The organism is Corynebacterium sp. LK31, from assembly GCF_014335015.1.
Taxonomy (GTDB): Bacteria; Actinomycetota; Actinomycetes; order Mycobacteriales; family Mycobacteriaceae; genus Corynebacterium; species Corynebacterium jeikeium_D.
This window is the reverse complement of sequence record NZ_PDGW01000013.1, coordinates 218,173-230,881: the sequence shown is the minus strand read 5'-3', so window position 1 is coordinate 230,881 and position 12,709 is coordinate 218,173. Positions and strand designations below refer to the sequence as shown.

Genomic DNA, 12,709 nt, shown 5'->3' with positions numbered 1-12,709 from the left:
TGGGCTGGGGCGCGGGGACCGTCGTAAAGCTAAAGGTTAGACCTGATCTAGGAGGTCCCAGAGTGTCGAACTGTGGATAATCTGCAGGTCGTGGGCTTCGGGCGCGACGTTGACGTGGCCAGGCATGAGCGTCACGGACGAATGCGTGTGACCGTGAACGATGCCGGTCCAACGATTAGCGTGCGGAGCCCAGCGGACGGCATTCTTGGACGCGGTCCGATCCATCAGCGCGGGGTAGTGGTTGACGAGATAGGCCTTCTTGCCCTGTTTAATCTGGAGATTCAGGCTGATGAGGTCAAAGACGTTCTGGTAGGCGCCCATCCATTCCATCTGCACCGCAGGCTGGAACTTGGGGTGAATCTGATCGTGGTTACCAGGAGTCAGAATCATGGTGAGGTTGCACGCTGACTTGACCTCGGCCAGCTTCTCCAGCGCGTAGGTATCTTCGTGAACCGAAATATGGGGGTAAGTAAAGAAAAGCGTGTCTGGGCGGTGCGTCGCCGGTGGGCACCTTTCGCCACTTACCCCAGTGCGAGTTACTGACTGCGTTTATGGCTGATGGCGTTGGGTGGATGCGAGTTACTGACTGCGTTTATGTCAAAAATGGCACGAAAAATGCCCTGAAAGTGTCATAAACTCACACAGTTTCACATTTGCAGCCCATAATTTTTCGGGGTTGTCAGTTTTGCTACTTAACCCACTCTATGGTCGGGGGATTTTTGCTCTTGCGGGCGTGACTCGATTCTCCACTGGGGAGGGGGATTTGGTCTTTCTGGAGGTCATCTCACGTAACCTGGGACGCATGAGGCTCGACAATATAACCTGCCCCTTGCTGGCGTCCTTTTTCGCCGCGGTCGCGTGGAGCGTTTTAGGTGGGCTCATCTTGCCGGAGCCCAACCTCGCCTACGACGAAGGAATTGCGTCGTGGATTGTGTCCATGCTGGTCTCAGTAATGCTGGTCGGAGCAATAGCCGTTTTCGCCGGTGATGGGTCGTTGGCTCGGGGGATGGCCAGCGCGCGGAGCATTGTCGCAGCAGCTACCGGCGCAGGAATTGCCGCGCTTGGCGATCTGGCATTCCTATTTCTCACCACGCCGCCCGATGGCCAGGACGGCCTAGCCGTCGCCTATGTCGTGTTCTTCTACATCCCGCTACTATTTCTTGGCGGATGGGCCGCCAGTGCCGCGATTAATCGGATGCGTAGGTGGCGCCGGAAAGCGAAGAAAGAAAGAGAGACCTAGCTGGCGGCCGTGAGTTAGGCCTCTAACTTTGGAGCCGCCAGCGCCTGGTGCGTCAGGTTAAGGCCGACCATCGTAATCTGCCAGGCGCGGAGGGCGTTTTTTGGGGCAGAGGCGATTGTCGACACCTTCATCGGACGTGAATCGGAATCGACAAATCGCCTAGCCCCAAGGGGTCGGATTCTTAGAACAGGCCAGTCGGGTTCTCGTCGTAAGAGACGAGCATGCACTTGGTCTCCTGGTAGTGCTCGAGCATCATCAAGTGATTCTCGCGGCCGATACCGGACTGCTTGTAACCGCCGAAGGCTGCGTGAGCAGGGTAGCTGTGGTAGTTATTCACCCACACGCGGCCGGCCTGGATACCGCGGGCAGCGCGGTAGGCGTTGTTCTGGTTGCGGCTCCACACGCCGGCGCCAAGACCGTAGATAGTGTCGTTGGCAATCTCGAGAGCCTCGTCCAGGGTCTTGAAGGTTGTCACGGCCAGGACCGGGCCGAAGATTTCCTCGCGGAAGAAACGCATCGAGTTGTTGCCCTTAAAGATTGTCGGCTCGACGTAGTAGCCTCCCTCCAGCCCTTCGAGCTTGGCGACGTTGCCACCGGTGAGAACCTGTGCGCCCTCCTTCGGTCCGGACTCCAAGTAGCCGGAGATCTTGTCCAGCTGCTCCTGGGATGCCTGGGCACCCATCTGTACCGACGTATCCAGCGGGTTGCCGGTCTTGATTTGCTTAACGCGCTCGACCGCGAGCTTCAGGAACTCATCAGCGATGTCCTCGTGGACTAGAGCTCGCGACGGGCAGGTGCAGACCTCGCCCTGGTTCAGCGCGAACATGGCCAGGCCCTCGATGCACTTCTCGCGGAACGCGTCGTCGGCGTCCATGATGTCGGGGAAGAAGATGGATGGGGACTTGCCGCCGAGCTCCAGCGTGATCGGAATAATCTTGTCGGACACTGCCTTGTTGATTAGCTGGCCCACGGCAGTCGATCCGGTGAACGCAATTTTGGAGATCCGGTCGCTTGCGGTCAGCGCAGCACCGGCCTCGGTGCCGAGGCCATTGACGATGTTGAGAACGCCGTCCGGAAGCAAATCGGCGATAATCTCGGTGAGCATGAGAATCGACGCGGGGGTCTGCTCTGCTGGCTTGAGCACGATGCAGTTGCCGGCGGCGAGGGCCGGGGCGATCTTCCATGCGGCCATCAGGAGGGGGAAGTTCCACGGGATAATCTGGCCGACGACGCCGAGTGGCTCGTGGAAGTGGTAGGCGACCGTGTTGTCGTCAATCTGCGAGATGCGCCCCTCCTGCGTGCGGGTGGCCCCGGCGAAGTAGCGGAAGTGGTCGATTGCGAGCGGGATGTCAGCGGCGAGGGTCTCGCGAATGGCCTTGCCGTTCTCCCAGGTCTCGGCGACGGCAATCTTCTCAAGGTTTTCCTCCAGACGGTCCGCGATGCGGTGGAGGATCAGCGCCCGCTCGGCCGCAGGAACCGAGGCCCAGGAGTCCTTCGCCTTGTGCGCGGCGTCGAGAGCGAGCTCAATGTCTTTCTCGTTAGACCGCGGAACCCGGCAGAAAACCTCGCCCGTAACCGGGGTGGAGTTGTCCATGTATTGCCCGTTTACTGGAGGTGTCCACTTACCATCGATGAAATTTTCGTACTGCTCCTTGTACGTGAAGATTGCATCGGGGGTGCCGGGGTTGGCGTAAACAGTCATGTAGACACGTCCTTTCTATAGGGAAACAACAAACGTATGAGCCAACTTTAAATTGTGACTCGTGTCATAATCAACACTTATTTTTTCATCGCTTTTGCGAGAGATGCGATTGCTGCCGACCCTAAATCTGCCCCGACGTCGCCGTGAGAAATTCCAAAATTGCCCGCACACGGCGGTTTTCCTCGCCGGGCTCCAGATGCAGCTTCATAAAGATGTTGGACACGTGTTTCGCCACCGCCGCCCCGGAAAGCACGAGGTCATCGGCAATCTGCTTATTGGACTTGCCGCGTGCCATCAGCTCGAGCACTTCGCGTTCGCGCGCCGTTAAACTGGCTAGCCCCGATTTGCCGGACTGCATCAATGCCGTCGCCACATCAGGGTCAATCACCACGCCACCACCTGCGACGACCTCGAGCAAACCCAAGAAGTCCAGCACCTGGCCAACGCGGTCTTTGAGCAGATACCCGGTCCCGCCACTCGAGCTGCTGCCACTTGAGCCGGCCCCAGTACCAACCCCAGCACCTCCCGGCGAGAACAACTCACGCGCATACGCCGGCGCCACATACTGCGACAGCACCATGACATTCAGCTGCGGATAACGCTCGCGCAGTTCCACTGCGGCCCGCAGGCCGTCGTCACTCATCTTCGGAGGCATGCGCACATCGGTAATCACCAGGTCTGGCAGCTCGCCCGAGTCGTCAAACCGGTCATCGATGTCCGCCACCAGACCGTGCGCAGTGTCGACCATCGCAATCACTTCATGTCCGCGCTTTTCGACGAGCCCCGCGACTCCTTCCCGCAGGAGTGCCGAGTCATCCGCAATGACAATTTTCATTATTTCGCCGCACCTTTCTTCTCCACGCTTTCCATATCCATGCCTTCTATTTCTCCAATGCCCGATTCCCAGCGATTTAGCATCAAGGGAATTCTGGCTATTACCTGCGTTGGCCCGCCTTCGGGAGAGTGCATGGTCATCGCACCGTCAAAAGTGGCCAGGCGCTCTTTCATGCCCCGCAATCCGCGCCCCAATTTTGCCCCACCTGGGCCTTGGTCCGTAATTGAAATATTCAGTGTTTGATCTGAGGTGAGCAGCACAGAAACAGGAGCATTCGGCGCATATTTTGCTGCATTTGTCAGCACTTCTGCACAGAAAAAATATGCCGCGGCGAGCACGCTTTCCTCCAATTCCGGCAGCGGATAGGGAGTGTGTACAACAACGTGAGGGCCATATCCTTCAGCAATTTCCTCAACAGCCGCTTGCAGTCCGCGATCGCGCAACACCTGCGGATGGATGCCATGGACTGTTCGCCGCAAGGCCCGCAGGCCATCCTCCAAATGGCCGCGCGTTTCCGACAGGAGCTGCATTAGTTCCTCATTGCCAGTATTGGAGGCCTCTAATTCCGCAAGTCCTAATTTCATTGAAGCCGCAACAATGTATTGCTGAGCTCCGTCGTGGAGGTCATTTTCAATGCGGCGACGTTCAATCTCAAAGGCTTCGGCAATTGTTCGTCGTGAAGCGGTAAGTTCGGCGATGCGGGCGGCGGCGGATTCCTCGTAGCTGCGTTTATGCGCTTTTTCGCGACGGTTCGCGCCGATATATTTGCGGAAATAATCCTTCAGCTCCATAGTTTCCCATGGTACGAAAGCTCTGTGTGCGGAGGAATTAATTTCCGGCATGGTAGACCTAGCACTACCGCAAAAGGAAAGTGGGCACGGTGTTGAAATCGCCTCCGTGCGAGTGAAATGAGTGCCATGACAGAGAACAACAGCCCCAGAAACGCACGACTTTGTATCCGCGACATCACCAAGTCCTACAATTCCGCTCCCGTTCTCACCGGCATTTCGCTGACCATTGAGCCCGGCGAAACGGTTGCAGTCATGGGACCGTCAGGTTCTGGTAAGTCCACGCTGCTGCACTGCATGTCCGGCGTTTTGCTACCGGACGACGGCGACGTCATCTTCGGTGACACAAAGATCAGTTCGCTTTCCGACGCCGACCGCTCCGCCCTCCGCCTGCACGACTTCGGCTTCGTTTTCCAAGATGGCCAGCTCCTTCCCGAGCTGACTGCCAGGGAAAACGTTGCTCTGCCAATGATTCTGCAGGGCAAGAAGCGCTCGAAGTCACTCGCGCTTGCCGACGATGTCCTCAACCGCCTGGGGCTCAAGGACCTCACGCGCCGTCGCCCAGGACAGATGTCCGGCGGTCAAGCACAACGTGTGGCAATTGCCCGCGCGATGGCCGGCGAGCCAGGTGTCATCTTCGCCGATGAGCCGACTGGCGCGCTGGACCAGTCCACAGGCCATGAGGTCATGCAGCAGCTCACCGCGTTGGTGGAGCAGACTGGCACGACATTGGTGATGGTCACGCACGATGTGAAGGTGGCCGACTGGTGTCGTCGACGTGTGGAGATCCGCGATGGCCTGATTCACGACGACCGCATGCTGGCAGGAGCGGAGGTTACAAAGTGAGCACCGTAACTGAAGCAACAAAACCCCAGAGAATTCCTACCGGCGCACTAGCGGACTTGAGCACGCGGCTGCAGCGCGCCGGGCGTGAATCCCATTCGGGAAACGGCTGGCTGTCCGCATTGTCCGTGGTGGCCATGACCGTGAGTACCTGGTTGGCGTTGGTCGTCGTCGGTGGCACGGCGATGTTTTACCGCCGTTGGCAGGCTGAGCCAAAGCTGCCGCCGAACCCAACACCCGAGGATTACATGAATCAAGGTCAGGGCGAGATGTACCTGCAGCTGGCACTCGTGGCCTGTGTTTTTGTGATTCCGGCAATGGTTTCGCTCGTGGCACAGTCGGCGGTGCTTGGCGCTGCAGGACGTGAGCAGCGATTGGCAACTCTGCGCTTGATTGGTCTGTCTAACGGGGCAGTTACGCGCATGGTGATTATCGAAACCCTCGTATTGGCAGCTGTAGGGCTTGTCGTGGGCACGTTGTTGTCGGTGGCCACTGCGCCATTCTGGGCGATAATCAAGTTCGACAATGACTACCTGGATACCTGGGACATGTTGCTGCCCTGGTGGGGCTACCCGCTGGTCTGGGTTGCCGTGGTGCTCCTCGCGCTCTATGCGGCTGTGGTTGGTTTGCGAAGGGTGATGATTTCACCACTCGGCGTTAGCCGCAAGGAAGTGCCCAAGTCGATGAAGGCTTGGCGCATGATTGTGGCCGTTGTTATCGGTGCGATCGTCCTATACGTGATTGCCAACTCCAATATCGCGGGTGGAACCGTCACTGCCACGCTTGGTGTCGCAGCGATGATGTACCTGATGGTCTGGGCAATTGGCCTGGTGGCGCCTTTCTTTATCCAGCTTGTTGCCCGCATCTCCAGCTTCTTCGGTACTTCAAGTGATTTTGTGGCGACGCGACGAGTCGCGACTAACGCTAAGGAATCGTGGCGTCGAGTAAGTTCCATGGCCTTCCTGTCTCTGCTGCTTGGCTACACAATGATGGTGCCTGGCGAAGACAAGATTGAAGAGGTTGCAGATGTCACATTCGCGCACGATATTGCAACCGGTGTGACTATCACTTTCGTAATCGGTTTCATTCTGTTGCTGGTGTCAACGCTTTTGACTCAGGCCTCAGCCGTCTATGAAGAGGCATCGCTGACAAAGGCGCTGGACTTCATCGGGACGCCAATCAGCTTCCACCGCACGGTCACTTTCAAGCAGACATTCTTTCCCATGCTTGCGACCAGCATCTTCGGCTTTGTTATGGGTGCGCTGTTGGGAGCCACCATGTTCGGCCCGATTGCGAACGAAATCACGTTTGGTCAACGCTCACTTGTTGTTGCGCTGGCGTACCTCGTGGGAGTTGTATCAGTTGGCGCTGTGACCTTGGCGGTTGATCCGCTTCGCCACAAGTTGCTGGGTCGACAGATTCGCCATAACGACTAGTCGCCATTAAAAGGGCAGTGGAGTGGCCGGGCAGTGGTGCTCGGTGCTCGGCCAGTTCCTTAGGGTTCAACTTGAGGATTAGAGCCTGTAACCAACTGTGGTTCATCTGATAACCAAGCATTCATCTCACAACCACGTAATTTCTACCTCTGACTTTTAGCCTGAGGGCATGCGTACCTACGTGCTTGATACCTCGGTCCTGCTGTCCGATCCCCACGCCACCAAGAAGTTCGATGAGCACCAAGTTGTGCTTCCGCTGGTCGTGGTGAGTGAGTTGGAGGCCAAGCGCCACCACCCAGAGCTGGGGTGGTTCGCCCGAGAAGCGCTCCGTTTCCTCGAAGAGCTGCGTTACCGCTACGGCCACCTGGACCGGCCTGTGCCCGCCAATGATCTTGGCGGGTTTATGCATATTGAGCTCAACCACTCCGATCCCTCCATCCTTCCCGCAGGCTTCCGCACCGCCGAAAACGATCACCGCATTCTCGCTTGCGCCCTTAATCTTCAGCACGATGGACATGATGTCGTGCTGGTCACCAAGGACATTCCGCTTCGCGTCAAGGCTGGTGCGGTCGGCTTGCCTGCCGACGATTACCGCGCCCAGGACGTCGTTCTGACTGGGTACTCGGGAATGGTGGAAGTAGACGTCGACCCGGAGGAAATTGATCGTCTCTTCGCCAATGGGTTCCTTGAGCTCGAGCAGATCCAGGATCAGCCGCTGCACTGCGGCGTGCAGCTCAGCGCTGGTAGCCAGTCTGCGCTGGCACGGGTGAGCGCCCCGGGCGTCGTCAAGCTTGTGCGGGGCGATACGGAGGCGTTTGGCCTGAAGGGGCGGTCGGCGGAGCAGCGTGTGGCGCTTGACCTGCTGTTGGATGACTCGGTGGGGATTGTGTCCCTCGGCGGCCGAGCCGGTACGGGTAAGTCGGCGCTTGCGCTGTGCGCGGGACTGGAGTCGGTGCTGGAGCGCGGACTGCATCGCCGGATTGTGGTGTTCCGTCCGCTCTACGCGGTAGGTGGTCAGAACCTTGGCTACCTGCCAGGTAGTGAGGACGAAAAGATGAACCCGTGGGCGCAGGCTGTCTACGACACGCTGGAGGGGCTGGTCTCGGAGAACGTCATGGATGAGATTGCCTCGCGCGACATGCTAGAGGTACTGCCGTTGACTCACATTCGCGGTCGTAGCCTGCATGACAGCTTCGTGATTGTCGATGAGGCACAGTCGCTGGAGCGCAACGTACTGCTGACGGTGCTGTCGCGTCTTGGTAGCAATTCCCGAGTCATCCTTACGCACGATGTGGCGCAGCGTGACAACCTGCGCGTCGGCCGCCATGACGGCGTGCAGGCGGTGATTGAAAAACTCAAGGGCAACGAGCTTTTTGCACACATCACGCTGAAGCGCTCGGAGCGCTCGAAGATTGCGGAGCTCGTTACGGGACTACTCGATTAAGAGTAAGCTTGTGAGGCAGATACGTAGGAGCTGTTCCTGCGGTTACTTTCACTCGGATCGTTCGGCACGTACCTGCCGATGAAAGGTTTGTATTCACATGGCTACTGTGACTTTTGCTGATGCCACTCGCATTTACCCTGGTGCGACGAAGCCTTCTGTGGACAAGTTCAACTTGGAAATTGCCGATGGCGAGTTCCTGGTTCTGGTGGGCCCCTCCGGTTGTGGTAAGTCCACAACACTGCGCATGCTTGCCGGTCTGGAAGAGGTCAATGAGGGCAAGATTTTCATTGGAGATCGTGATGTGACCAATGTCTCGCCCAAGGATCGCGATATTGCGATGGTCTTCCAGAACTACGCCCTGTACCCGCATATGACGGTGCGCGAGAACATGGGCTTCGCGCTCAAGATTGCTGGTGTGGACAAGGACGAGATTGACCGTCGTGTCGAAGAAGCTGCGAAGACCCTGGATCTAACTCAGTTCCTGGATCGTAAGCCTAAGGCTCTATCCGGTGGTCAGCGTCAGCGTGTGGCAATGGGGCGTGCGATTGTGCGCAAGCCGCAGGTGTTCCTGATGGACGAGCCGTTGTCGAACCTGGACGCGAAGCTGCGTGTTCAAACCCGTACTCAGATTGCGGCCATGCAGCGTCGGATGGGTGTGACCACCATGTATGTCACCCACGACCAGACTGAGGCGCTGACCATGGGCGACCGCATCGCGGTCATTAACTTCGGTGTTCTGCAGCAGGTCGGTACCCCGCGGGAACTCTACGAAACCCCGGCAAACGAATTCGTCGCGGGCTTCATTGGCTCGCCTGCGATGAACCTGGGCACGTTCAACGTCTCTAATGGTTACGCCACGTTGGGTGAGGCCAAGATTAAGCTGCCGGAAGCCACACTTGCTGCAATCGTGCCGGAGGATCAGAACCAGATTATCGTGGGCTTCCGTCCGGAGGCATTCGACCTGGTCGAGGGACCGGGCGATGACGTCATTCCGGTGCAGGTTAACTTGGTCGAGGAATTGGGCTCCGATGCATTCATGTATGGCGATCTCGTCGGTGGCGGAGCATTGAGCTCCGGATCTTCCTCTAACCCGGACGAAGAGGAACACGGTCAGGTGGTTATTCGTACCGCCCCGCGCACCGCGCCGCAGTTGGGCTCGGTAGTTTACGGCAAGATTCGTCCGGGCATGCTGCACCTGTTCTCGAAGTCGACTGGTATGCGCCTTCCGGCCTAAACTCTTTCGTTTAGATGAAATGAGTAGCTGGTAGGGCAGTGGGACAGTAAGACAGTTTTAGGAGCCACCGTGTCGGAAACTATGAAAATAGCCGCGACAACGGTGGCTTCAAAGCTTTTGCGCCTTCCTTGGCATATACCTCTGGAACAGTGGCCAGACGATTTGTTGGCCGCCCTACCTCAGGGAATTTCGCGGCACATTGTTCGATTCGTCAACTTGGATGACCGCGTCATTGCAGTGAAAGAAATTGGTGAGTTCACTGCTCATCATGAGTATCGAATGCTGCGTGACCTGGTCAGGCTCGGTGCTCCATCGGTTCGCCCGCTCGCGGTCATTACTGGCCGCAAGGATCCAGATGGCGAACCGTTAACTGCGGCACTCGTCACAGAACATCTCGAGTATTCGCTGCCGTATCGTGCAGTTTTTTCTCAACAGGTCACCCGCGAAACTGTGGTCCGCCTGATTGACTCGCTGGTAGTCCTGCTAGTTCGGTTACATCTCCTTGGTTTTTACTGGGGCGACGTGTCGCTGTCGAACACGTTGTTTCGTCGTGACGCAGACGCTTTCTCCGCCTACCTTGTCGACGCGGAAACGGGAGATTTGCAAGGCACACTCTCAGATTCCCGCAGGCTTTACGACGTTGACGTTGCCCATACCAACATCATCGGAGAGCTCATGGATCTGCAGGCCGGCGGATTCCTCGATCCTGAGTTGGACGTAATTGCGGTGGGTAGGCGCATTATTGAGCGTTATGAGGACCTGTGGCAAGAGCTGACGGGGGAAGAATCTATTGGTGTTGAGGAGCCTTGGCTTGTCGATGAGCGGATTCGCAGGCTCAACGACCTCGGTTTCGATGTTGGCGAGCTGAAAGTCACCAGTGATGGTGGCCGCGTTGTGTTCCGACCACGAGTGGTTGACGCAGGGCATCACCATAGGCAGTTAATGCGACTGACGGGGTTGGATGTTCAAGAACGGCAAGCGAGGCGGATGCTCAATAGTATGCAGACCTTTCGGTTGGCGGAAGGTCTTGAAGGGGTTCCGCTAGAGCAGGTTGCGCACCGATGGCTGCGTGAAGTTTTCGAGGCCACAATCCTGGCTGTGCCCGAGGGGCTGCGTGGAAGGCTGCAGGATGCGCAGGTTTTCCACGAGGTCTTGGAGCATCGCTGGTACATGGCAGAAAAACGCCGTGCGGATGTGCCGCTTCAAGAAGCGGTGCAGAGCTACGTAGACCGAGTGTTGCCCGGGCATCGCGACGAGTCCGTATATCTTCCGGCGAGCGATGAGGTCGAGTAGCTCTCTAGAAGCAGACTGTCGAGCGTACGATTATTTCAAAAGTGACAAGTAAACGACTCGCCAGGATATTATAAAAATATACATTCACGCCAAACAGGGGTGCTTTTGGTGGTCGGGTGGTTGTCGGGTCTGCGTGTGATTGTCGCGGCCAGGTGCTTACTTTGGTGCCGGTAGGCGGCTCTGTTCAGCGAAAACAGCTCGAATTCTAGGTGTGCTTTCGAGAGCTTTTGCTATTTTTCTCCTTTGCATTTGTTCACAGCTGGCTGAAGGTCAACCTAAATTGGTTTTGGTCAAGTAAGATTTTGGTGAGACCGAATACCCGCGTGGGTGGCGTCGAAGTTCGCATGAAAGGCTACTTCTAGCCGCAGGGCGGGATAATCCAATTAGGCCACGGCTGCTGGCAAATATTCGTCCGAATTTCTCGGAGGATGCCATTGAAGTGGCCTTTCTTCTCAAGGGAGAAAATATAGTGAAGAACTTCAAGCGCCTTTCAGCTCTGTGTGCAGCAGGCCTGATGGCAACCGCTGGTTTGGTTGCGTGCTCGAGTGATGATGCGGTTGCAGATGGTGGTGTCTACTTCCTTAACTTCAAGCCGGAGCAGGATGCCGCATATCAGAAGATTGCGAAGGCATACACTGACAAGACTGGTGTCCAGGTCAAGGTCGTTACCGCTGCTTCGAATTCCTATGAGCAAACTCTGAAGGCCGAGATTGGTAAAAAGGACGCGCCAACACTGTTCCAGGTCAATGGTCCGGCGGGCCTGCGTACTTGGCAGGAATACATGGCTGACATGTCTGACACTGAGATCGCACAAAACCTCAACGAGGGCATCGAGCCGCTGAAGGGCGAGGACGGCAAGGTATACGGCGTCCCGTTTGCAGTCGAGGGGTTTGGCTTGATCTATAACGAAGAGATCATGGACAAGTACTTCGCGCTGCCCGATGCCAAGGCCAAGAGCATCGACGAGATTAAGGCCTTCGGAAAGCTGAAGGAAGTCGCTGAGGACATGCAGGCCAAGAAGGACAAGCTGGGGATTTCCGGCACCTTCGCTTCCACCTCGCTCGCATCCGGTGAGGATTGGCGCTGGCAGACACACTTGGCCAACGGACCGGTTCATTATGAATTCGAGGACCTCGGCACCAAGGAAACCGCTGATGTGAAGTTCAAGTACAACAAGGAGTTCAAGAACCTCTTTGATCTGTACCTGAATAACTCCACTGTCGAAAAGACTCTGGCCCCGTCGAAGGCTGTGTCCGACTCGATGGCTGAATTCGCTCAGGGCAAGGCCGCTATGGTTCAGAATGGCAACTGGGCATGGTCCCAGATCAACGATGTCTCCGGCAACGTGGTCAAGCAGGACAAGATTAAGTTCATGCCTATGTACATGGGCCTGAAGGACGAGGATAAGACCGGCATCTCGGTTGGTACTGAGAACTACCTGACGGTCAACTCTAAGGCTTCGGAGGCTTCCCAAAAGGCAACGAAGGACTTCGTCAATTGGCTGTTCAACACCGATGAGGGCAAGAAGTACGTCGTCGAGGATCTTGGATTCATCGCTCCGTTCCAGAACTTCACTGAAGCCGACACTCCGAATGACCCGCTGGCCAAGGAAGTGGCCGCAGCAATTGAGAACGAGGACCTGACCACCATCCCGTGGGACTTCCAGTACTTCCCGTCTCAGCAGTTCAAGGATGATTTTGGCGCAGCGCTGGCGCAGTACGCTTCCGGAAAGATGCCGTGGGACAAGGTTGTCGAGACTTTCGCCGACAGCTGGAATGCGGAATCTCCGAACAATTAAATACCAGCAAATCAATGGTGATCCATTCCATCGGTGAGTGTGAAGCGAAAGCTTCTCGCGCATGAACAACCGACGGAATGAGTTCATCCAATGGCA

At 56.9% G+C, this 12,709-nt stretch carries 11 protein-coding genes; 7 read left to right on the top strand and 4 right to left on the bottom strand.

The window, feature by feature from the left end:
- Positions 1 to 36: 36 nt before the first annotated feature.
- On the bottom strand, positions 37 to 390 hold the full coding sequence (locus CRD18_RS06130) for a hypothetical protein (protein WP_049189619.1): 354 nt from the start codon (positions 388 to 390) through the stop codon (positions 37 to 39).
- 412 nt (positions 391 to 802) lie between these two features.
- Here CRD18_RS06130 and CRD18_RS06125 point away from each other — a divergent pair, with 412 nt between their 5' ends.
- Entirely contained in the window at positions 803 to 1,240 is a 438-nt protein-coding gene (locus CRD18_RS06125) for a hypothetical protein (RefSeq protein WP_049192879.1), read from the top strand.
- 181 nt (positions 1,241 to 1,421) lie between these two features.
- Here the strand turns inward: CRD18_RS06125 and CRD18_RS06120 are convergent, their stop codons facing one another.
- From CRD18_RS06120 to CRD18_RS06110, 3 genes are all read right to left on the bottom strand, one after another.
- Positions 1,422 to 2,942 carry an aldehyde dehydrogenase family protein gene (locus CRD18_RS06120; protein ID WP_070827287.1) on the bottom strand — a complete coding sequence of 507 codons (1,521 nt, stop codon included), beginning with the start codon at positions 2,940 to 2,942 and terminating at the stop codon, positions 1,422 to 1,424.
- A 121-nt stretch (positions 2,943 to 3,063) separates the two neighbouring features.
- Positions 3,064 to 3,777, bottom strand: coding sequence for a response regulator transcription factor (locus CRD18_RS06115; protein WP_070438677.1), 714 nt, complete (start codon positions 3,775 to 3,777; stop codon positions 3,064 to 3,066).
- Positions 3,777 to 4,568, bottom strand: a complete 792-nt coding sequence (locus CRD18_RS06110; RefSeq protein ID WP_083301589.1) for a sensor histidine kinase — start codon at positions 4,566 to 4,568, stop codon at positions 3,777 to 3,779. The genes CRD18_RS06115 and CRD18_RS06110 overlap by 1 nt, the downstream gene beginning before the upstream one ends.
- 117 nt (positions 4,569 to 4,685) lie before the next feature.
- Here CRD18_RS06110 and CRD18_RS06105 point away from each other — a divergent pair, with 117 nt between their 5' ends.
- From CRD18_RS06105 to CRD18_RS06080, 6 genes are all read left to right on the top strand, one after another.
- Complete coding sequence (locus CRD18_RS06105; protein WP_070546206.1) at positions 4,686 to 5,411, top strand: ABC transporter ATP-binding protein; 726 nt, start codon at positions 4,686 to 4,688, stop codon at positions 5,409 to 5,411.
- The gene (locus CRD18_RS06100) at positions 5,408 to 6,844 is read left to right on the top strand and encodes an FtsX-like permease family protein (protein WP_070546208.1); all 1,437 of its coding nucleotides are present in this window, start codon (positions 5,408 to 5,410) and stop codon (positions 6,842 to 6,844) included. The genes CRD18_RS06105 and CRD18_RS06100 overlap by 4 nt, the downstream gene beginning before the upstream one ends.
- 169 nt (positions 6,845 to 7,013) lie before the next feature.
- Entirely contained in the window at positions 7,014 to 8,288 is a 1,275-nt protein-coding gene (locus CRD18_RS06095) for a PhoH family protein (RefSeq protein ID WP_070827285.1), read from the top strand.
- 97 nt (positions 8,289 to 8,385) lie between these two features.
- Positions 8,386 to 9,522: an ABC transporter ATP-binding protein gene (locus CRD18_RS06090; RefSeq protein WP_069359226.1), complete on the top strand. Its 1,137-nt coding sequence runs from the start codon at positions 8,386 to 8,388 to the stop codon at positions 9,520 to 9,522.
- A gap of 81 nt (positions 9,523 to 9,603) precedes the next feature.
- Positions 9,604 to 10,815, top strand: a complete 1,212-nt coding sequence (locus tag CRD18_RS06085) for a DUF4032 domain-containing protein (RefSeq protein ID WP_172620277.1) — start codon at positions 9,604 to 9,606, stop codon at positions 10,813 to 10,815.
- Between the two features lie 514 nt (positions 10,816 to 11,329).
- Positions 11,330 to 12,613 carry an ABC transporter substrate-binding protein gene (locus tag CRD18_RS06080; RefSeq protein WP_088611979.1) on the top strand — a complete coding sequence of 428 codons (1,284 nt, stop codon included), beginning with the start codon at positions 11,330 to 11,332 and terminating at the stop codon, positions 12,611 to 12,613.
- The last annotated feature ends 96 nt before the right edge of the window (positions 12,614 to 12,709 follow it).

Excerpts from the sequence above, each read along its gene's own strand:
- CRD18_RS06115 (WP_070438677.1), bottom strand. The coding sequence starts at position 3,777 with ATGAAAATTGTCATTGCGGATGACTCGGCACTCCTGCGGGAAGGAGTC.
- CRD18_RS06125 (WP_049192879.1), top strand. The coding sequence starts at position 803 with ATGAGGCTCGACAATATAACCTGCCCCTTGCTGGCGTCCTTTTTCGCC.
- CRD18_RS06105 (WP_070546206.1), top strand. The coding sequence starts at position 4,686 with ATGAGTGCCATGACAGAGAACAACAGCCCCAGAAACGCACGACTTTGT.
- CRD18_RS06120 (WP_070827287.1), bottom strand. The coding sequence starts at position 2,942 with ATGACTGTTTACGCCAACCCCGGCACCCCCGATGCAATCTTCACGTAC.
- CRD18_RS06085 (WP_172620277.1), top strand. The coding sequence starts at position 9,604 with ATGAAAATAGCCGCGACAACGGTGGCTTCAAAGCTTTTGCGCCTTCCT.
- CRD18_RS06095 (WP_070827285.1), top strand. The coding sequence starts at position 7,014 with ATGCGTACCTACGTGCTTGATACCTCGGTCCTGCTGTCCGATCCCCAC.
- CRD18_RS06080 (WP_088611979.1), top strand. The coding sequence starts at position 11,330 with ATGGCAACCGCTGGTTTGGTTGCGTGCTCGAGTGATGATGCGGTTGCA.
- CRD18_RS06130 (WP_049189619.1), bottom strand. The coding sequence starts at position 390 with ATGATTCTGACTCCTGGTAACCACGATCAGATTCACCCCAAGTTCCAG.
- CRD18_RS06090 (WP_069359226.1), top strand. The coding sequence starts at position 8,386 with ATGGCTACTGTGACTTTTGCTGATGCCACTCGCATTTACCCTGGTGCG.
- CRD18_RS06110 (WP_083301589.1), bottom strand. The coding sequence starts at position 4,568 with ATGGAGCTGAAGGATTATTTCCGCAAATATATCGGCGCGAACCGTCGC.